The following is a 19,020-nucleotide window of genomic DNA, read 5'->3' on the forward strand; positions in this document are numbered from 1 at the left end:
GATTCATCCCGCCCTCGTCGCGTTTGGTCGCAACGTTGCCCCCGCTTCTCACTGCTTTACTTTACTTTAACCGTCTTTCCCCACAGTCTTTTTCTCCTGACGCGAAAGCGCGGGGCTAATTTCAGGTCGCCGGGGGCAGGACCGCATTGTTTCAATTCAACGATATAAGCGCCGGATCGGGTGGAGGGACGGCGGTCCTCAGTCTCGATTCTGCGCTGCGTCCGGCCCTCTCACGCAGTTTCGGCCGAAGGATCGAGGAATTCCGGGCGACCCGGCCGGATTTCGATCTCGTCACCGATCTCGGGGTCCGCATCGGTTCGGCCGAATGGTTCCGCGGCCTGACCACGTGCGCAATCCTCTGCTATGCCGCTTACGCATTTGCACCGGGCTTCGGCCCGATCAGCGGCGCTTCCCCTGCGCCTCTCGCCGATGTGCAATGGGAGGAAGCGCGCACCTTCGCCATCGCTCCGCTCGCCTTGGGTGCCGATACCGGCCGCCGGATGGCGCCGACCGAAGCGGTGGAGCCACTCGCGGATACGCCGGAGCGGCCCACGGTCGATCTAGTCGTCACGCTCGGTCGCGGCGATCGCTTCGCCCGGGTCCTCGAACGCGCCGGCACGGCAGAAGCGGAAGCCCAGAAAGTGTCGGACATGGTCGCCGCCGCCGTCGACCTTGGCGACATCAAGCCCGGCACGGTGATGGATGTCAGGCTTGGCCGTCGGCCCAACAGGAATGTGCCGCGGCCGCTTGAGGCATTGAGCTTCCGCGCCCGCTTCGATCTGAAGATCAAGATGGCGCGGGCCGACGACAAGCTCGTCCTCACCAAGGTGCCGATCGCGGTCGACAATACCCCGTTGCGCATTCAGGGCCGGGTGGGCTCCAGCCTGTATCGCGCGGCGCGCGCCGCCGGCGCACCCGCCAAGGCGGTCGAAGCCTATATTCGGGCCGTCGCGTCCCAGATCGGCATTTCGAGCATCGATGCCGACGACCGCTTCGACATCATCATCGAACATCGCCGCGCCGCGACCGGGGAGACGGAAAGCGGACCCTTGCTTTATGCCGGTCTCGAGCGATCCCGCGGCAAGGATCTCCAGCTCATGCAATGGGACCAGGGTGGCCGCGCGCAATGGTTCGAAGCGTCCGGCGTCGGCAAATCGAGCGGCAGCCTGCAACGTCCCGTTCCCGGCTCGGTATCGTCGAATTTCGGCATGCGCCGCCATCCGATCCTCGGCTATTCGCGGATGCATAAGGGCATGGATTTCCGGGCCGGCTACGGCACGCCGATCCTGGCCGCGACCGACGGACGCGTGACACGGGCGGGGTGGGCCGGAGGTTATGGCCGGCAGGTCCGTCTCAATCATGCCGGCGGCCTCGCCACCAGCTACAGCCACATGAGCCGGATCGTCGCCAAGCCGGGTCAGAGGGTTCGCCAGGGTCAGGTGATCGGCTATGTCGGTTCGACGGGCCTTTCGACGGGGCCCCACCTTCACTACGAACTGTATCGCAACGGCAGGCCGGTCAATCCGGCGTCGGTCAAGTTCACGATGCGGGCGCAGCTGAGCGGGTCGGACCTGACGCGCTTCCGTCAGAAGCTCAGGAATCTCCTGTCCGTGCGGGTAGGTGCGACCGGCCCCAAGGAGAATGCTTTGGCGGCCTCTCCAGCCAAGACCGCCAATTCAGGCTGAACGGGCTTCGGGCCAGGGTTGCTGACCCGAGCGTCGGACATCATCGCAAATAGCGGAAACGCACGCGCCAAGTTTCGATCAAGCCGCAGCGCATCGCTTCGAGGTGTCACCTTGCCTCGTAGTGCAGCCCCTGTTCAGCTGAGCCGAACCGGCTCCGAACGATGGCTTCTCAGCGGCCCTGGCTCCGCCAGCGCTTGACGACGCGGTTGACCATCGCCTCTTCTTCACCGGTCTGCCGCCAGAGTTCCGAGAAGAGCGGGTCGGACGAAGCAGGACAGCGTTCACGCTCCAGATCGTCGAAGGAGACCCGGATCGGGATCGAAACACCCTCGCCGCAGATGATGCATTCGCGATTCCTCAGCGCCGGTATGACGTCCAGGAAGCCGCGCGCACCCTCGGGCATGGCGCTTTTCACGAATTGCTGGTCGCGGTCATTGTTCAGCCGCATGGCGATTATGGTGCCGCATTGCGACAGCACGCCTTCCGCCAGATCGGACGGCCTTTGGGTTATAAGGCCAAGGGAGACGCCATATTTACGGCCTTCCTTGGCGATGCGCTCGAGGATCTTGCGGACGGCCTGGCCGCTGGACGTCTTGTCGGCGGGTACATAGCGGTGCGCTTCCTCGCAGATGAGGAGAACGGGCCGCTGCACCTCGTGGCGCGACCACAAGGCATAATCAAAAACCAGGCGTGACAGCACCGCCACCACGACCGAGGTGATGTCGGACGGAACGCCCGAAACATCGACGATCGAGATCGGCTTGCCGTTGGCAGGGAGGCGGAAGATCTTGCTGATGAACTGCGCCATGCTGTCCGCGACGAGCATTCCGGAAAACATGAAATTATAGCGTGGGTCGGCCTTCAGCTCGTCGATCTTGGTCTTGAGACGCATGAACGGAGCCGTGTCCGTCGCCTTGTTGAGCAAGCCCATTTCCTGGGTGATCGCGCTGGTGAGGTCGGAAAGCGCATAAGGTATCGGAGAATCGACGGTCAGTTTGGTCATGCCTTCCGCGGCGCGGTTCTTGGACCGGGCGATCAGCAGGCACTTCGCCAATATGTCGCTGTCCCTCTGCCAGTCGGCGCCGGACGAGGTGATGAACACTTCGCAATGTTCCTCGAAATTCATCAGCCAATAAGGCATGGCCAGGTTTTCGACGCTGAACAATTCGCCATTGCTCTTGAAGGCGGCCGAATATTCCCCGTGCGGATCGATCATGACGATATGGCCGTCGGGCGAAAGGTCGCAGATTCGATGCATGATCAGCGATGCGGCGGTCGATTTGCCGGTGCCGGTCGATCCAAGCAGTGCGAAATGCTTGCCGAGCAGGGCGTCGATATAGAGAGCGCCCCGAACGTCGCGCGTCGGATAGACGGTGCCCACCTCGATATGGGCGCGCTCGTCCGCGGCGAACATCTGCTTGAGATCGGATCCCGTCACCGGAAAGACGCGGGCGCCGGGGATCGGATAGGTGGTGATACCGCGCTTGAAATTGATGAGCTTGCCGCTCTGCTTGTCCTCCTCGCCCTCACCAAGGAAGTCGGCCTGGGCGATAACCAGCCCGCCCTCGGCGTCATTGAGCCGGAGGGCGCGGACATTGGCGAGGAGCCAGCGATTGCCGGCCTCCACCTTGACGTGGCCGCCGACCTGACCCGAAATGGCGACGCTGGGATCGGCGTCTCCCGAAAGCTCCCGCAAGCGGCCCTCTTCGAAGTCGATCCGGGCCCCGCCGCCGGCAATCTCGATCACGCGGCCGATGGCGCCATGGACGCGCGAAGGGCTCGGATTCGGCTTGAAGCCGACCGGCGTGATTTCGGCCTCGGCGGGCACGGTCGAGGTGTGGAATTGCATATCGGTCATGCGTCAGCCTGCTCCCGAAGGTTCGCTTGTCGACCGCCAGCTTAACGCGGAGGGGTAAACAAGTGATTTGCACGCCGCAGGGCGCTCCCGGCCTACCGTCGGTTGGCGATCGCGCTCGCGCCCCATCCGAGCAGGAGGGACAGCAACACGGCGGCCAGGCCGTAGGCGAAGGACCAATGTTCGGCCGCGTTCGCCATCCAGCGCTCGAACCCCAGTTTCTCGATCCGGATCTCCCGCACCGCTCCCGCCACGACGCGCCCGTCGCGAATCAGGAAAGTCTCCGCCGTATAATCGCCGACCGGAACCCGCGCCGGGATGTTGAGCCGCGCCCGATAGAGAACGCCTTCGCTGATCTCCACACCTTTGGGATTTTCCAAATAGAGCTGGCGGCGCTGCATCAGGTCGATAAAGCCGGTCTCGAAGCGGCGCTGCACGTCCGGGGGCGCCCCGGTGCTGGGCGAAAGCTGGATGTTGCCGAGACCCAGTTCGTATATGGCCGCCATGCGCTCATCGACCAGCTCGCGCAGCGGCCGCGAGGATGCCACGGCATAGAAAGCGGGGGCGGAGCGGAAGCGGGCGCTTTCGACATTCATCCAGATGCCGGCGACCTTCTTCTTTTCCCTGACCACGATGGGCTCGAGGGGGCCCTTGACGACGACCGCGACATCGGCGCCATGTTCGGGAACCCTCCCGCCGGGATAAAGGATGGCGCCGAAGAGCAGCAGCTCTGCGCCGGTGAAGCTGTAGCGTATCTCGACATTGCGCTGGGAAACGTCGGGCACGAGCTTGGGCTCGGCCGCGCCCAGCAGCAATGACGCCAGCAAAGGCAGGAGCAGGCAGCGGATCCCGAACCTCACAGCATCTGCACCGTATAGATTTCCTCCGGTCGCCAGCCGAGCCCGACCGCCATCCGGAAGGCGACCGCAAGGATGATGATCGCCAGCACCATGCGCAGCAATTCTGGCTTGGCCTTCTGTGCGAGCCGTGCGCCATATTGGGCCCCGACGACGCTGCCGACGAGGAGAAGCCCGGCCAGGACGATGTCCACAGATTTGGTCGTCGTGGCATGGATCAGCGTCGTCGCCGCCGTCACGAACAGGATCTGGAGAAGCGATGTTCCGACCACCACCTGGGCGGACATGCCGAGAAGATAGATCATGGCGGGAACAACGATGAAGCCGCCGCCCACGCCGAGAAGGACCGTCAGCATGCCGGACACGAAGCCGAGCAGCAGCGGCGCCAGCGGTGAGATATAGAGGCCCGATTGATAGAAGCGCCATCGCATCGGCAGTGCCGCGATCAGCGGATTGTGGCGCCGGGGCGGCCGTTTGCTCGGCTTGCTCTTGATGATGTCGAGCGCGGTTGCCGCCTCTTTGGCCATCAGCACGCCGATGCTGCCGAGGAGGATCACATAAAGCAGCGCGATCGCCGTATCGATCTGGCCGCTGTCCTGGAGGAGCCGGAACAGGCCACCGCCCATCAGGGCGCCGATCAGTCCGCCGACAATGATCACCGCGCCCATTCGATAGTCGACGCCCTTGCGCCGCCGGTGCGCCAGCACGCCGGAAACGCTGGTGCCGGTGATCTGGGTGGTGGCGGATGCGACGGCCACGGCCGGCGGGATACCGAAGAAGATCAGGATCGGCGTCGTGAGGAAGCCGCCGCCGACACCGATCATTCCGGTAAGGAGGCCGACGATTCCGCCAAGACCGATGATTACAAGGGCGTTGACGGACAGACCCGCGACAGGAAGGTAAATGTCCACGCGGCGAAACCTAGCCGCATCCTCCGCTTCAAGGAAGGCCGGTGGGTCACTCTGATGGGCGCGGTTCGGCCGCTCGTCCCGAAGGGCTTCAATTCGAAAGATCGAAACCCGAGGCACGCCCCAAGCGTAGGCTGAGACGAAAGGTCGCGGAAGTTTGGCGACTTCAGTCCGTCCGCCGGGAGAAAATATGGGCGCTCAAGGTTCAGGCAAAGGCAGATCCGCCTTGCGCGCATTTCTGGGCAATGAGGCAGCGGGCGGACTTCTGCTCATGGGCGCGGCGGCTTTTGCCATGATCGTCGCCAACAGTCCTTTCGGAACTCTCTATGAGAATATCCTGCACATGCCGCTGGGGCCGGAACTGACACCCAAACTCGGTCCGATGACGCCGCATTTGTGGATATCGGACGGCCTGATGGCGATTTTCTTTCTTCTGGTCGGCCTGGAAATAAAGCGCGAGTTCGTCGACGGCCGGCTCGCGACCTGGGAATATCGTCGCTTGCCGGTCATTGCCGCCGCCTCCGGCATGGCAGTTCCGGCCTTGCTCTATCTGACCGTCATCGGCGGCGATCCCCTGCTCCGAAATGGTTGGGCCATTCCGGCCGCCACCGATATCGCATTCGCGATCGGCGTACTTGCCCTGCTTGGAAACCGTGCGCCCACATCACTGAAGTTGTTTCTGACCACCGTCGCCATCGTAGACGACATGGGCGCGGTGGCGATCATCGCGATCGCCTATACAGCGTCGCTCGACTTGGCTGCCTTGGGTGTGGCCGCCGGGATCATGCTGGTCATGTACATCATGGGCAAAAGCGGCGTGACCCGCTTATGGATCTTCGCGATCGGCGCCTTCTGTCTCTGGTACGCCGTGCTCCTGTCCGGCGTGCACGCCACCATCGCGGGCATCCTCGCGGCAATGACGATCCCGATCGTCGGCACCCCGGATGCGCCGGATTCCGCCTTGTCGCCCCTGCACCGCCTTGAAAAGGCTATTGCCCCCTTGGTTGCCGTCCTGATCGTCCCCTTGTTCGGATTTGCCAATGCGGGCGTGTCGCTGGAGGGCCTCGGTCTCGACCGGATCTTCGCACCGCTTCCGCTCGGCATTGCCGCCGGCCTGTTCCTGGGCAAGCAGGCGGGTATCTTCGGTGCGGTTTGGCTTTCGGTGCGTCTGGGGTTCGCGCGAAACCTGCGCGGCGCGACCTGGCCGCAGATTTACGGCATTTCGACCCTGTGCGGGATCGGCTTCACAATGAGTCTCGTCATAGGCGGGCTGGCCTTCCCGCTTGCACCCGATCTGGTCGAGAAAGCCAAGATCGGCATCCTTCTGGGGTCGCTTGTCTCGGCGATTGTGGGATATGCAGTGCTCCGATTCGTGCCCTTGCACCGTCGGCATTTCGAGGAAGAGGCCTTGCTGGCGCGCGAGATCATCGCCGACGGCGATGTCGAACGCGTAGAGGAAAAACGATGACGGCACCTCGCCGACGGCCGCCTTTCCATTGTTCGCATCACGAGGATTTTCATGCGTAGCTTCTGGGATCCCCGCCAATTGTCCCATTCTCCTTCCAAGGAGCTGCACAATGGCGCCTTCGTCCCCTATGCCGAACATATCGGCCGGCCCAAATCGATCCTGGCCGCCATCGGCGCGACGGAGGCGGCCGTCGATCATGGCGAGGAGCCGCTGTTGCGCGTCCATCCCCGCGACTATCTCGATTTCCTATGGTCCGCCCACAAGGATTGGCGTGCCGCGGGCCGGGAAGGAGACGCGGCCGGTTACGTCTGGCCGGTCGTGGGGCGCCGGCCGCTCGACCTCAGCCGCATCGATGCCCGTCTTGGCCGATATAGTTATGACGGGGGCACGCCGATCGCCGCCGGGACGTTCGAATCCGCTTATTGGTCGGTCCAGTCGGCGCTGTCGGGGCTGGATGCGGTGATCGGCGGCGATCCTGTCGCCTTCGCTCTGTGCCGTCCGCCCGGCCACCATGCCGGCGCCGATTATATGGGCGGCTATTGCTATCTCAACAGCGCTGCCGTCGCAGCCGAGGCCGCCATTGCCGCCGGCAAGAGCCGGATCGCTATCCTGGACATCGACTATCATCACGGCAACGGCACCCAGGACATCTTCTACACGCGCGGGGACGTGCTCTTCGTGTCGATCCATGCCGATCCCAAATATGATTATCCTTTTTATTGGGGGCATGCCGACGAGGAGGGCGCCGGGGATGGGGAGGGCGCAAATCTGAACCTGCCGCTGCCTCGCGGAACGGCGCTTGCCGGCTTCGCCCGCGCGCTCGACACGGCATTGGCAAGGATCGCCGCTTTCGGCCCGGACCTGCTGATCTGCTGCTATGGCGCCGACACGTTCACCGACGACCCCATTTCCTTTTTCGATCTCCAGACGATCGACTATCCGGTCATCGGCCGATCGATCATGTCGCTCGGCCTCCCGACCCTTGCCGTCATGGAAGGCGGCTATGCCACCGACGCGCTCGGCGGCAACGTGGCGGCATTCCTCGAAGGCCTGCAATAAGGCAGGTGCGTCCGCGCCGAGCTGACCAAAGCGGCGGCGTTACAGCTTCTCGGTCAGCTCGGGCACCAGCTTGAACAAGTCGCCCACCAGTCCGAGATCGGCCACCTGGAAGATCGGCGCATCCTCATCCTTGTTGATGGCGACGATGATCTTCGAATCCTTCATGCCGGCCAGGTGCTGGATCGCACCGGAAATGCCGATCGCGAAATAGGCTTCCGGTGCGACGATCTTGCCGGTCTGGCCAACCTGATAATCGTTGGGCGCATAGCCGGCATCGACTGCCGCGCGCGAGGCCCCGACGGCAGCGCCGAGCTTGTCCGCCAGCGGATCGATATATTGATGGAATTGCTCCGCCGAGCCGAGCGCCCGGCCACCGGAAACAATGATCTTGGCGCTGGTCAGCTCCGGCCGTTCGCTTTCGGCGATTTCGGCGCCGACGAAGCTGGATATGCCTTTATCGCCTGTCGAGGCGACAGCCTCGATCACGCCCGATCCGCCCTGGTCGGCCGCCTTCTCGAAGGCCGTGCCGCGCACCGTGATCACCTTCTTCGTATCCGAGGACTTGACCGTCGCGATGGCATTGCCGGCATAGATGGGACGGGTGAACGTGTCCGCGCTTTCGACCGAGAGAATGTCGGAAATCTGCATCACGTCGAGCAAGGCGGCGACGCGCGGGGCGATATTCTTCCCCGTCGTCGTGGCCGGTGCGACGAAGGCGTCGTGGCTGTCCATCAGCCCGACGATCAGTGGCGCGACATTTTCTGCCAAGCCATGGGCATAAGCGGCGTCGTCGGCGACATGGACCTTTCCCACGCCGGCGATCTTGGCCGCGGCTTCGGCCACCGCACCGACGCCTTGACCGGCGACGATGAGATGAACTTCTCCAAGCTTCGCCGCTGCCGTCACCGTCGGCAGGGTAGCGTCCTTCAGCTGGCCGCCTTCATGTTCGACCCAGACAAGCGTCTTCATCCCACCACTCCCATCGTCTTCAGGCGATCGATCAGCTCATCGACCGAGGCCACCTTGATACCAGCTTCCCGCTTGGAAGGTTCGCGGACGTTCGTCGTCGTCAGGCGCGGCGCGACGTCGACACCATAATCGTCCGGACTCTTTTGCGCCAAAGGCTTGGACTTCGCCTTCATGATGTTGGGAAGGCTTGCATAACGAGGCTCGTTCAAACGAAGATCGGTGGTGACGATCGCCGGCAGCTTCAGCTTCACCGTCTCCAAGCCGCCATCCACCTCGCGCGTGACGCTGACCTGCTCGCCGTCGACCTCGACCTTGGAGGCGAAGGTGCCTTGCGCCCAGCCGAGCAGCGCCGCCAGCATCTGACCGGTCTGGTTGCTGTCATCGTCGATCGCCTGCTTGCCGAGGATCACCATGCCCGGCTGTTCTTCCTCGGCGATCTTGGCGAGAATCTTGGCGACGGCCAGCGGTTCGACCTCGGCGTCCGTCTCGACGAGGATGGCGCGATCGGCGCCCATGGCGAGCGCGGTTCGCAGGGTTTCCTGCGCCTTGGCCGGCCCGATCGATACGGCCACGATCTCCGTGGCGGCGCCCTTTTCCCTGAGCCGGATCGCCTCCTCGACGGCGATCTCGTCAAAGGGATTCATGCTCATCTTGACGTTGGCGAGATCGACCCCCGAGCCGTCGGACTTGATCCGCGGCTTGACGTTGTAATCGATCACGCGCTTGACCGGAACCAGCAGCTTCATGCTCTCACGTCCTCTTTCTTGCCGAGTCTCAGGCAGCTTCGCGCACTTGCGCGACAATCTTGCGGGCGGCGTCACCCAGGTCGTTGGCGGCGACGATCGGCAAGCCCGATTGCGCGAGGATCGCCTTGCCCTCCTCGACATTGGTGCCTTCCAGCCGGACGACCAGCGGCACCTTGAGGTCGACCTCGCGTGCCGCGGCGACGATGCCGTCGGCAATGATGTCGCAACGCATGATCCCGCCGAAAATGTTCACCAATATACCCTTCACCGAAGGATCGGAGAGGATGATCTTGAAGGCTGCAGTGACCTTTTCCTTATTGGCGCCGCCGCCCACGTCGAGGAAATTGGCGGGCTCGGCGCCGTTCAGCTTGATGATGTCCATCGTCGCCATGGCGAGGCCCGCGCCATTCACCATGCAGCCGATATTGCCGTCCAGCTTCACGTAAGCGAGGTCGTGGCGCGAGGCCTCGACCTCCATCGGATCCTCCTCGGTCTCGTCGCGCAGCGCTTCCAGGTCCTTGTGCCGGAACATGGCATTGGAATCGAAGCTCATCTTGGCGTCCAGCACCAACAATTTGCCGTCCTCGGTCGCTACCAGCGGATTTATCTCCAGCATCGAACAGTCGAGGGCGATGAAGGCGTCGTAGAGTTTGCGGGCGAGCGCCTGACCCTGTTTGTTGAGGTCGCCCTCCAGTTCCAGGGCATAAGCCAAAGCGCGGCCATGATGGGGCATGAACCCCTGTGCCGGATCGATCAGGATAGTGGTGATCTTGTCGGGCGTGTCGTGCGCGACCTGTTCGATATCCATGCCGCCTTCGGTCGAAGCCACCATGGCGATCCGCCCGCTGCCGCGATCGACCAGCAAGGCCAGATAATATTCCTTGGCAATGTCGACTCCGTCGGTGACATAGAGGCGATTGACCTGCTTGCCCTCCGCGCCGGTCTGGATCGTCACCAGCGTCTGGCCGAACATTTCCTCGGCATTGGCGCGGACTTCGTCGACGCTCCTGGCAAGCCGCACGCCGCCTTTGGCGCCTTCCGGAAGCTCCTTGAACTTGCCCTTGCCGCGCCCTCCGGCGTGGATCTGGGCCTTCACAACATAAAGCGGACCTGGAAGCTTTCCCGCCGCGGCGACCGCTTCGTCGACGCTCAAGGCCGCATATCCGACGGGCACCGGGATACCCTGGGCAGCGAGCAATTCCTTCGCCTGATATTCGTGCACGTTCATGGAGGAGCAGATCCTGTCGGGTCAAAAGGTGGCGGCCCGGGGGCCATCGAGTCCGGGCCCTAAAGCATAATGAAGGGCGCAAGCCAAGCCGCTCAACCCTATCGGGAGGGTCGGGCCGGTTCACTGCCGGCCCCTATCCACCTGGCCTAGATGGAGATGGCGCAGCCGATCCCGGCGCCTGCGATCACCTTATAGATCTCGGGATCGAGCGCCCCCCGATAGCGATCCAGGAATTCACCGACACTCAATTCGCCATCCGGCCGATCCTTTTCCTGGCCGACCCGCGCAAGGCGGCGCAACTGGGCGCCGGACAATCGATCGACCATCCGTTCGGCAACGCAGCCCGCCATCTCACGCGAAAGGCCCGCATCAGTCAGCGCATTCCTGATCCGCGCTTCATATTGATAGGCGCAGGCGGACAGGATCAGCGTGGCGGCGGCGGCAAGGATGAAATGGCGCAACGGCAAATCCTCGAAAAGGCGGCTGTGACGGAACGGCCGAGCCGGGCGATTGGATGCGAATGTCTAGCGCGAGATTGCGCCGGCGATCCGGCGGCGGTCGAATATCCCCAGGCGCTCCGACTGAAATCGGGCGATCAGATTGGCATCGAGCTGGTAAAGCCGTTCGAGCGCTCCGCAGCGCTCGCCGCTTCTGTCCTCGAGCAAGGCGGCGTTGAAGTTGCGGTGGAATTCGCGACGGTTCCACGCATTTACCGCCTGGGCCTCGAAAAGGTCGTGCAGATGTTCGCCGCCGAAATCCGATTGCTTGACCAGCAGCATGGCTGTGCGGATGGCATCGGCCAAGGGCGAACCGGTGGCTGGATGGAAAAATCCCCCACGTACGCCGATCTTCGCCACCCGGGCGCCGCCGGCGCGCCAGAAGGCGGGGAAATCGCCTCCGATCGCAATCGGGGATGCTCCGACCGGTCCTTGCTTGCGCTTTCCGCCTTTCCAGCCACGCCGTTCCACATAGGAATCGATGCGCGCCGAAACCATTTCGCGATCTTCTTCCTCCGGCGCGCGCGAATAGTGGACGTCCTCGACCAGCAGAGCCTTTTCGCCCAGCGGCACGCAGGAGGTGAAGCGGCAGCTAGCGCCTTCGCTCAAGGTGGAGTCCATCAGCACCGGACGATCGACGCGATGCGGACTGGCGAAGACGAATTCGCGCGTCATCGCGTTGCGCCAGCCGAGATCGAGCAGATTGAGGTTCGTCGCGGCGCGCGCGTCGATGGCGCCTTCGGCCGTAATCTTCTCGCCTCCATGCAGGATGAGACTGTCCTCCCGGGTCGCGACGATCCTGGCCTTGAGGCGAAAGCGGTCGGGACCGAGTGCGTCGCGCACCAGCTTATCAAGGTCGGACGGCCGGATAACCGAACATTCCGCTTTGAGCTTACGACTGGTGCCTGGAAAAGCCACATAATAACCATGCCAGCTATGGCTTATCCAAGGTTCGACCAGCCTCAGTTCGTCCTTCGTCAATTCGTCGTGGAAGAAGGTCCAGCTGGCATTTCCACCGAACGCATTGTCCTCGCCCACCAGCAGCAGCGGCACCTCGGGCCGAAGCCTGGCCATGGCCAGCGCCGCCAGGCTGGCGGCGATGCCGCCGCCGGCAATCAACACGCCCTGTCTTTTCGCTTGTGCCATGGCGGGGCATTTTACCCGGTGGAGCGCGGCGAAGCCATCGTCACGAATCCGCCATTCGCAAAAGCCTCATTTTGGCACTATTTTGCCGCAAATTGATGAGAGAGCCGGAACCGCTATGGGTCGTTGCACGTCTAGCAACGCCAACAGGGAGCATTTGCGTGACATTCGGACCTTATAAGGCGGCCGCCTTCGCGCTGCCGCTACTCGCCGCCTCGCCCGCCTTCGCCCAGGATGAGGAGCCGCTGGAGCGGGACGACAATTACAGCCTCACCGTCGGCGCAGGCGCAGCCTATCTGCCCTCCTATGAAGGCTCCGACAATTATATCGTCACCCCGGTCGGGATCGCGTTCGGCAAGATAGCGGGCTTCAGCTTCGCGACCAGGGGTACGACCCTCACGATCGATCTCGTTCCCGATTCGGCGGGATCGGCGTTCGAATTCGGGCTCGGGCCGGCCGGCAATGTCAGACTCGACCGCAGCAGCCGGATCAAGGACCCAAGGGTGCGCGCGCTCGGCAAGATCGACGAGGCGATAGAAATCGGCGGATTCGCCTCGATCGGAAAGAAGGGCATTCTTCATCAATATGACAAGCTGAGCGTCGGCCTCCAATATCTCACCGACATGTCCGATACGCACGACAGCCATGTGCTGACGCCGCGGATCACGTACGAGACGCCGCTCAGCACGCGCACCTACCTGACCTTTTCGGCAGAGGCCGATCGCGTCGGCGACGGCTATGCCGCCACTTATTTCGGAATCACCCCGGCCGGCGCACTTGCAAGCGGGCTCGCGCCTTACGGGCTGGACGGCGGCTGGAAGAATATGCGATTCAGCCTGCTCGGCGCCCAGGCGCTGACCGGTGATCTGCGCAATCCCGCTTTGTCGATGTTCGCGGGCCTCAGCTATTCGCGGCTGCTCGGCGATTTCAAGCGCAGCCCGATCGTCGCCGATGCCGGCGATGCCGACCAGTATCTCGTCACGATCGGCCTCGCCTACAGTTTCTAGATGTGCGCTTTCCAGAGGAAGCGCTTCGGGCCGTGACAGCGGGGTGAGCCGGCCCTATAGGACAAAGGGTGAACGAAGCGGCCGCAGCGGCGCCTGTCCGCAAGATCATCCATGTCGACATGGACGCCTTCTATGCGTCCGTGGAGCAACGCGACGATCCTTCGCTTCGTGGTCTTCCCATCGCCGTCGGGGGCATGGTGCGCGGGGTGGTGGCCGCGGCAAGCTATGAAGCGCGCAGGTTCGGCGTGCGATCGGCCATGCCTTCGGTAACGGCCAAGCGCATCTGCCCGGACCTCGTCTTCGTCAAGCCGCGCTTCGACGCCTATCGCGAGGTCTCGCGCCAGATCCGCGCCATCTTTTCCGATTATACCCCGCATGTGGAGCCACTGTCGCTCGATGAAGCCTATCTGGACGTCACCGAGGATCTGAAGGGCATCGGCGTCGCCACCCGGATCGCCGAGGAGATACGCGACCGCATCAAGGCGGAGACCGGCCTCACCGCCTCGGCGGGTGTTTCTTACAACAAGTTCCTGGCGAAGCTCGCCAGCGATCAGAACAAGCCGGACGGTCTGTGCGTCGTGACGCCGGCGCGGGGGCAGGCCTTCGTCGCCAGCCTTTCGGTCAAGCGCTTTCATGGCGTCGGTCCCGTGACGGCCGCCAAAATGGCGCGGCTGGGGATCGAGACCGGGGCGGATCTCCGCGCCTGCTCGCTCGAATTCCTCAGTGACAATTTCGGTAGCAGCGGCCAATATTATTTCAACCTGGCCCGCGCCATCTGCCACCGGCAGGTCAAGGCGCATCGGCCCTACAAGTCGATCAGCGCCGAGGACACGTTTTTCGAGGACCTGCGGGAGGAGGCCGTCTTGCTGACCGAGCTGGAGCGGATCGGTGGCACGCTGTGGCGGCGGATCGAAAGCAAGGCCCTTGCCGGCCGGACCGTCACGCTCAAGGTGAAATATCAGGATTTTCAGATCGTCACCCGATGCCGGAGCGTGCCGGACCTGGTGAACGACCAGGCGGAGTTCCTTGCGATCGGCACCGCCTTGCTGCGTAGCCTGTTGCCGGCGCCAAAGGCGATCCGCCTGCTCGGCCTTGGTCTTTCCAACCTGCGGTCTGAACGCGATCGGGACCCGCCGGCCCAGCTTGGCCTGGCCCTTCAGCCGGTGCTGGCGTTCTGAGATGTGCAGCGATTATCGTATGCGCGTCGAGCTGGTCAGGATCGATGAGATTTTCGAGACGATGGGCGTCCTTCTGGCCTTTCCGGAAGGGCGGCCAAATTTGGAACCGCGCGATGATGTCCGGATCACCGACCGCGCGCCCATCCTTCGCGGCTCCAGCGGGAAGTCCGGTGCCATCGAGCTCGTGCAGCGGCGTTGGAGCTGGCCCACCCGGAACAACAAGCCCGTCTATAATTTCCGCTCGGAAGGCCGGAGCTTCGGAAACGGGGCCGGCAGCGGCCGCTGCGTGATCATTGCCGACGGCTTTTATGAATTTACCGCGCACAGCGACCCCAAAAGCAAGCGCAAGCATAAATGGTTGTTCACGCTGAAGGATGCGCCCTGGTTCGGCATTGCAGGGCTCTGGCGAACCAGCCCGGAGGTCGGGGAGGCCTTTACGATGCTGACCACCGAAGCAGGGGCGGACATCGCGCCCTTCCACGATCGGCAGATCATCCCGCTTGCCCCGGCAGATTGCGTGCGCTGGCTCGACCCGGCTTCGCCGACCGCTGCGGTGCTTGGGCCGTCGCCGGCCGGCAGCTTGGACATCGAACAGATTTTCTGAAGTCCTCCACCCGGAGGCGTGCGCGCCGCGGCTGAACACCATTTTCAGCGACGCTTCCGGATCAAGGCGTTTATGCCGGCTCCTCGCCCGTTGCATTTCGTGCAACGGAATCGCCGCGCCATCTCCGCGACCGGCAATGGCTCGACGAATTCGGACTCGATGGCGAAGGGCTGCCAGATCACGCGCCGCCCGCAGCGCCGGCAGACAAGTTCCATGTCCGCCCGGTTTTCGCGGAAGCTGTGTGCCGTCCAGTTTGCCCGCCGAATCCGCATCAGCGCCGGGCCGGCGGCACCGGCGCGATCCGTCCCTGCCTGGCGCCGCATCGCGAACAGCGCAATTTTCGGATCGCCATGTCCAGCGGACAGGGCGCCGGGAACAGCAATTGCACGAGCGGCGGGCTCAGGATTACCGCATGATGGCACTGCGCGCAGGATATGCGCGCATCGGCGCGGCGTTTCAGAAAGTCGCGCGTCGTCCAGATTCGGGTATCGGCCATCCGGAACAGATATAGAACATCCAATTCGGATGTAAGTCGTTCCCGCACGCGCGGTCGACGCGCCGGCGCATCACCCGTTCAGATAGCCGCGATAATATTCGTCAAGATATTCGTCGAGGCAGACGCGCCAGTCGCGCATGACGTTGAGGCCGCGCAGGTTGAGCTTCGCCGTCAGCAGCCGCTCCGAAGCCGGGCGGGCCGCAAAATATTCCGTGGCGAAATAGTCGGAGGCCACCGGAGTGATACGGATTTCGTCGGCAAGGCCCAGGGCTTCGACGAGATAGCGGGCAACCTCCAGGCGGCTGGTGACACCTTCGCAGACCATATTGTAGATGCCCCAATATTCCTTCCCGAGCAGCAGCTCGACATTACGGGCGAAATCGCGCGTGTAGGTCGGCGTCCCCAGCTTGTCGTCGACGACGAACAATTCCCTCTTCCCGTCCTTCAGTTGCTGCATCAGCTTCTGGATGAACTTCTTGTCCTTGGCCGGGCCCCCGCCCATCATCCAGCCGGCGCGGCAGATAAGATGCTGCCGGCAATTGGCCGCGACGAACTTCTCGCCTGCGAACTTGCTGCGCGCATAATGGCCGAGCGGATTGGGATCGTCCCAATCGTCATAGCTTTCCTTCAGGCCGTCGAAGATGCCGGCGGTGCTGATGTAGAGCAGGGGGATGTCGAGGCGATTGGCGATGTGGGCCGCATTCTCCACCGCCAGAGCGTTGGTGAGATAGGCATCGTCGTAATTTTCCTCGCAATATTCGAGGCTGGTATGCGCGCCCAGATGGAAGAGATAATCGGGCCCGAAATCCAGGACGTCGCGGCGATAGGCCTCCTCGTCACGGAAATCGAGGAAGGAGAGCCAGGATTCGTTGACATCCTTGTCGGTGCATCTGAGCTCGTGGCGCTGGCCGAATATCCGGTGAAAGGCCTCACCGAGCATGCCGCCGCAGCCGGCGATATAGATTTTCCGTCGTTCAGCCATTCACCGATTCCATCACGCTTGCCAGTACGCGCCTGTACTGGGCCGCCACGGCCCGGGTCGAGTAGTTTCGAACCGCGTCGGCTCGGGCCGCCACGCCCAGGCGGCGGCGCAAGTCGGGATCGCGGATCAGCGCTTCCAGGGCGGCGAGCCATTCGTCCTGGGTCTTCACCAGCAGACCGTTCTCGCCGTGGCGGATCAGCATCGGCGTCGTGCCGATATCGGTGGCGACGGCGGGCAGGCCGAACGCCATATATTGAATGGCCTTCAATCCGCTCTTGCCGAGCACCCAATCGTCCATCGGCAACGGATAGACGCCGATGTCGAAGCCCTGCAGGTCCTCGACCTCCTTTTCGCGCGACCAGCGGACGACCTCCAGGTCGACGCCGGGCAGGGCATAGTCGAAATTGCCGATCACCTTCAGCCTGAAGTCGGCGCGCCTGGCCAATTCCTGGAAGACCGGCCGCAGCAGATCGAGATAGGGTCTGGAACTGAAGGTCCCGGTCCAGCCGATCACCACCTTGCGGTCATTGCTGTAGGACGTGGCCGGCAGGAAGCGGTCGGTGTCGACCGATGACGAGATATAGGTGCAGGCCTTCTTCTCGTTGGTTGCCAGGCATGTCTCGTTGAGGAAGGGCGAACTGGTGATGACATGATCCGCATTGCGGATCATGTAAAGCGCCTTGCCCGGTCCCTTCATTCTCTGCAGCAGCGGGTTCGGATTTTCGGCGCCGCCTTGCCCTTCCGGCAGGATCACATTGTCTTCGACGTCGAAGATGATCCTCCTCGCGAGGGTCCGTACCATGCGTTCGAAAAAGGAAGTGCCGACCGGCGTCACCCACATGTGGATGAAGACGAGATCGTAGCGTGCTACCCGCATCAGATCCCGGATGCGCCGCATGTGGCCGCGGGCCAGGCCGAACAGCTTGGCGGGATAATGGCCCTTTCGATAGGCCACGTCCCACATGGCCATGTCCATGTAGGTGGACACGATGATGTCGAAGCCCAGGCTTCGCCAATCATCGAAATATTGCTCATATTTCAGGCGCTGTCCGGCCGCCACGCCCTCCGGATAAGGACAGATGACCAGCATCCGTGGGCGGCGGACGGACGCCATGTCAGCGCCCCGCCCTGCGCGATACGGCAAGCCGATCATAGATTTCGCCATACGCTGCGACACCGGACTCCAGCGAGAAATGACGTTGCGCCGCCGTTCGGCAGCGTGCCGCAATGTCCGGTTCCCGCGAGAGTGCGACCAGGGCCTTCATTCCGCTTCGCACCTCTTCGTCGGAAAAGTCCTTGAGGACGATGCCGACCTTTGCTTCTTCCAGGATCGCCTTGACGTCGCCTATGCCTTCATTGGCGAGACAGGGAATGCCACAGCCGAGATATTCCGCCAGCTTGGTGGGTGCGCAGGCGATCTGCGAATAGGCCTGTCTGCGGACTGCGGCGCCGGCACTGATCCTCGACAACAGCAACGGCATTTCCCGGTGATCCGCCGTCACCAGTTCGATCCGCTCGGGATCGATCCCGGACGCACCGATCCTTTCCCGGATGAAAGCATGTTCGCCGCGGTTGACGACCAGCAGTCGGGCCTCGGGTTCCACCTCGATCAGCTGCCGAAAGCAGGCGAGCACCTGGTCGAACAGCGACCATGTGCCGGCCGCACCGACAAAGCCGAAGGTGAAGGGGGTCGGCCTGGCGTTGCCGACGCGGTTGAACCGGTCGAGATCGGCGCAGGTCGGTATGACGGCGATCGCAGGCTTGCGGCCTTGCAGATAAGGGAAAGTCCCAATCTCCCTCGCCGAGGCCTGCGTCAGCGTTACGACATGATCGGCCGCCATGAGAAAGCGCTTTTCCAGCCGCTTGGCAAAGCGATAGAGTCGGCTGTCCGCCGGCCACAGGCCTGCGTCGATCCGCTCGTCGGCCCAGAACCCACGCATGTCGAACAGGAATTTCGTCCCCGTTACGCGTTTGACGAGAAGCGCCATCGTCGCGGCCACATAGGAGCGGGCATGAACGATTGCGATTCGATGCCGCAGAACCTGGTACAGGGCGACGAACGCGCCGGCCAGAATGTCGAAGGCGGTCGCCGGAGCGGTAGGAGTCTTGTGGTAGCGCAGCGGAATCCAGGCGATGCCGGCCGCCTCTATCCGCATCCGGACCGCTTCCCGTTCTTCCCGCCGGCACCAATCCTCCTTCTTTTCGAAGCTGATCAGGCGGATCGGGTACCTGTCGGACAGCATTTCGAGATAGGCCAGGACTTGCGACTGACCCAGCGGCTCCAGCATGCCGTCATAGCTGATATAGAGGATGGCGGGCGACGACCGGTCCGTCATTG

General features: G+C 63.1%; 18 protein-coding genes. 6 read left to right on the top strand and 12 right to left on the bottom strand.

The features are described from left to right. The first annotated feature begins 146 nt into the window (after positions 1-146). Complete coding sequence (locus RQX22_RS12005; RefSeq protein ID WP_315726762.1) at positions 147-1,685, top strand: M23 family metallopeptidase; 1,539 nt, start codon at positions 147-149, stop codon at positions 1,683-1,685. Between the two features lie 169 nt (positions 1,686-1,854). On the opposite strand, the gene RQX22_RS12010 is transcribed toward RQX22_RS12005, so the two are convergent. From RQX22_RS12010 to RQX22_RS12020, 3 genes are all read right to left on the bottom strand, one after another. Continuing rightward, positions 1,855-3,543 (bottom strand): ATP-binding protein, encoded by a 1,689-nt coding sequence (locus tag RQX22_RS12010; RefSeq protein WP_315726763.1) that lies wholly within the window; start codon positions 3,541-3,543, stop codon positions 1,855-1,857. Positions 3,544-3,635: 92 nt separating this feature from the next. Next, positions 3,636-4,400 carry a TIGR02186 family protein gene (locus RQX22_RS12015; protein ID WP_315726764.1) on the bottom strand — a complete coding sequence of 255 codons (765 nt, stop codon included), beginning with the start codon at positions 4,398-4,400 and terminating at the stop codon, positions 3,636-3,638. Continuing rightward, a complete protein-coding gene (locus RQX22_RS12020; protein WP_315726765.1) occupies positions 4,397-5,308 on the bottom strand; it encodes a sulfite exporter TauE/SafE family protein in 912 nt (303 codons plus the stop codon). Before RQX22_RS12020 ends, RQX22_RS12015 begins: the two co-directional genes overlap by 4 nt. 187 nt (positions 5,309-5,495) lie before the next feature. Between RQX22_RS12020 and nhaA the strand changes: the two genes are divergently transcribed. Then, a complete protein-coding gene (gene nhaA, locus RQX22_RS12025; protein ID WP_315726766.1) occupies positions 5,496-6,773 on the top strand; it encodes a Na+/H+ antiporter NhaA in 1,278 nt (425 codons plus the stop codon). A 51-nt stretch (positions 6,774-6,824) separates the two neighbouring features. Further along, positions 6,825-7,832: a histone deacetylase family protein gene (locus RQX22_RS12030; protein ID WP_315726767.1), complete on the top strand. Its 1,008-nt coding sequence runs from the start codon at positions 6,825-6,827 to the stop codon at positions 7,830-7,832. 39 nt (positions 7,833-7,871) lie between these two features. On the opposite strand, the gene RQX22_RS12035 is transcribed toward RQX22_RS12030, so the two are convergent. From RQX22_RS12035 to crtY, 5 genes are all read right to left on the bottom strand, one after another. Beyond that, positions 7,872-8,801: an electron transfer flavoprotein subunit alpha/FixB family protein gene (locus RQX22_RS12035; protein WP_315726768.1), complete on the bottom strand. Its 930-nt coding sequence runs from the start codon at positions 8,799-8,801 to the stop codon at positions 7,872-7,874. Continuing rightward, positions 8,798-9,547, bottom strand: a complete 750-nt coding sequence (locus tag RQX22_RS12040; protein WP_315726769.1) for an electron transfer flavoprotein subunit beta/FixA family protein — start codon at positions 9,545-9,547, stop codon at positions 8,798-8,800. The genes RQX22_RS12035 and RQX22_RS12040 overlap by 4 nt, the downstream gene beginning before the upstream one ends. Positions 9,548-9,575: 28 nt before the next feature. Then, positions 9,576-10,775 (bottom strand): ADP-forming succinate--CoA ligase subunit beta, encoded by a 1,200-nt coding sequence (gene sucC / locus RQX22_RS12045; protein ID WP_315726770.1) that lies wholly within the window; start codon positions 10,773-10,775, stop codon positions 9,576-9,578. Positions 10,776-10,921: 146 nt separating this feature from the next. Then, complete coding sequence (locus RQX22_RS12050) at positions 10,922-11,236, bottom strand: hypothetical protein (protein ID WP_315726771.1); 315 nt, start codon at positions 11,234-11,236, stop codon at positions 10,922-10,924. A 63-nt stretch (positions 11,237-11,299) separates the two neighbouring features. Beyond that, positions 11,300-12,418, bottom strand: coding sequence for a lycopene beta-cyclase CrtY (gene crtY, locus RQX22_RS12055; protein WP_315726772.1), 1,119 nt, complete (start codon positions 12,416-12,418; stop codon positions 11,300-11,302). A gap of 158 nt (positions 12,419-12,576) precedes the next feature. On the opposite strand from crtY, the gene RQX22_RS12060 reads away from it, so the two are divergent. The 3 genes from RQX22_RS12060 (at position 12,577) to RQX22_RS12070 (ending at position 15,204) form a co-directional block, all read left to right on the top strand. Then, the gene (locus RQX22_RS12060) at positions 12,577-13,422 is read left to right on the top strand and encodes a MipA/OmpV family protein (RefSeq protein WP_315726773.1); all 846 of its coding nucleotides are present in this window, start codon (positions 12,577-12,579) and stop codon (positions 13,420-13,422) included. Between the two features lie 68 nt (positions 13,423-13,490). Continuing rightward, entirely contained in the window at positions 13,491-14,600 is a 1,110-nt protein-coding gene (gene dinB / locus RQX22_RS12065; protein WP_315726774.1) for a DNA polymerase IV, read from the top strand. A 1-nt stretch (position 14,601) separates the two neighbouring features. Next, the gene (locus RQX22_RS12070; RefSeq protein ID WP_315726775.1) at positions 14,602-15,204 is read left to right on the top strand and encodes an SOS response-associated peptidase; all 603 of its coding nucleotides are present in this window, start codon (positions 14,602-14,604) and stop codon (positions 15,202-15,204) included. A 271-nt stretch (positions 15,205-15,475) separates the two neighbouring features. On the opposite strand, the gene RQX22_RS12075 is transcribed toward RQX22_RS12070, so the two are convergent. From RQX22_RS12075 to RQX22_RS12090, 4 genes are all read right to left on the bottom strand, one after another. Next, positions 15,476-15,700, bottom strand: coding sequence for a hypothetical protein (locus RQX22_RS12075; RefSeq protein WP_315726776.1), 225 nt, complete (start codon positions 15,698-15,700; stop codon positions 15,476-15,478). Between the two features lie 70 nt (positions 15,701-15,770). After that, positions 15,771-16,682, bottom strand: a complete 912-nt coding sequence (locus tag RQX22_RS12080; RefSeq protein ID WP_315726777.1) for an SDR family oxidoreductase — start codon at positions 16,680-16,682, stop codon at positions 15,771-15,773. Next, on the bottom strand, positions 16,675-17,796 hold the full coding sequence (locus RQX22_RS12085) for a glycosyltransferase family 4 protein (RefSeq protein ID WP_315726778.1): 1,122 nt from the start codon (positions 17,794-17,796) through the stop codon (positions 16,675-16,677). Before RQX22_RS12085 ends, RQX22_RS12080 begins: the two co-directional genes overlap by 8 nt. A 1-nt stretch (position 17,797) precedes the next feature. Then, positions 17,798-19,018 (bottom strand): glycosyltransferase, encoded by a 1,221-nt coding sequence (locus RQX22_RS12090; RefSeq protein ID WP_315726779.1) that lies wholly within the window; start codon positions 19,016-19,018, stop codon positions 17,798-17,800. Positions 19,019-19,020: the final 2 nt, after the last annotated feature.

The organism is Sphingosinicella rhizophila (assembly GCF_032378825.1).
Lineage (GTDB): Bacteria > Pseudomonadota > Alphaproteobacteria > Sphingomonadales > Sphingomonadaceae > Allosphingosinicella > Allosphingosinicella rhizophila.

What these genes read in the sequence shown, in the direction of transcription:
- RQX22_RS12080 (WP_315726777.1), bottom strand. Translation starts at nt 16,682, where the DNA reads ATGGCTGAACGACGGAAAATCTATATCGCCGGCTGCGGCGGCATGCTC.
- nhaA (WP_315726766.1), top strand. Translation starts at nt 5,496, where the DNA reads ATGGGCGCTCAAGGTTCAGGCAAAGGCAGATCCGCCTTGCGCGCATTT.
- RQX22_RS12090 (WP_315726779.1), bottom strand. Translation starts at nt 19,018, where the DNA reads ATGACGGACCGGTCGTCGCCCGCCATCCTCTATATCAGCTATGACGGC.
- RQX22_RS12010 (WP_315726763.1), bottom strand. Translation starts at nt 3,543, where the DNA reads ATGACCGATATGCAATTCCACACCTCGACCGTGCCCGCCGAGGCCGAA.
- RQX22_RS12085 (WP_315726778.1), bottom strand. Translation starts at nt 17,796, where the DNA reads ATGGCGTCCGTCCGCCGCCCACGGATGCTGGTCATCTGTCCTTATCCG.
- sucC (WP_315726770.1), bottom strand. Translation starts at nt 10,775, where the DNA reads ATGAACGTGCACGAATATCAGGCGAAGGAATTGCTCGCTGCCCAGGGT.
- RQX22_RS12030 (WP_315726767.1), top strand. Translation starts at nt 6,825, where the DNA reads ATGCGTAGCTTCTGGGATCCCCGCCAATTGTCCCATTCTCCTTCCAAG.
- RQX22_RS12075 (WP_315726776.1), bottom strand. Translation starts at nt 15,700, where the DNA reads ATGGCCGATACCCGAATCTGGACGACGCGCGACTTTCTGAAACGCCGC.
- RQX22_RS12035 (WP_315726768.1), bottom strand. Translation starts at nt 8,801, where the DNA reads ATGAAGACGCTTGTCTGGGTCGAACATGAAGGCGGCCAGCTGAAGGAC.
- RQX22_RS12070 (WP_315726775.1), top strand. Translation starts at nt 14,602, where the DNA reads ATGTGCAGCGATTATCGTATGCGCGTCGAGCTGGTCAGGATCGATGAG.
- crtY (WP_315726772.1), bottom strand. Translation starts at nt 12,418, where the DNA reads ATGGCACAAGCGAAAAGACAGGGCGTGTTGATTGCCGGCGGCGGCATC.
- RQX22_RS12040 (WP_315726769.1), bottom strand. Translation starts at nt 9,547, where the DNA reads ATGAAGCTGCTGGTTCCGGTCAAGCGCGTGATCGATTACAACGTCAAG.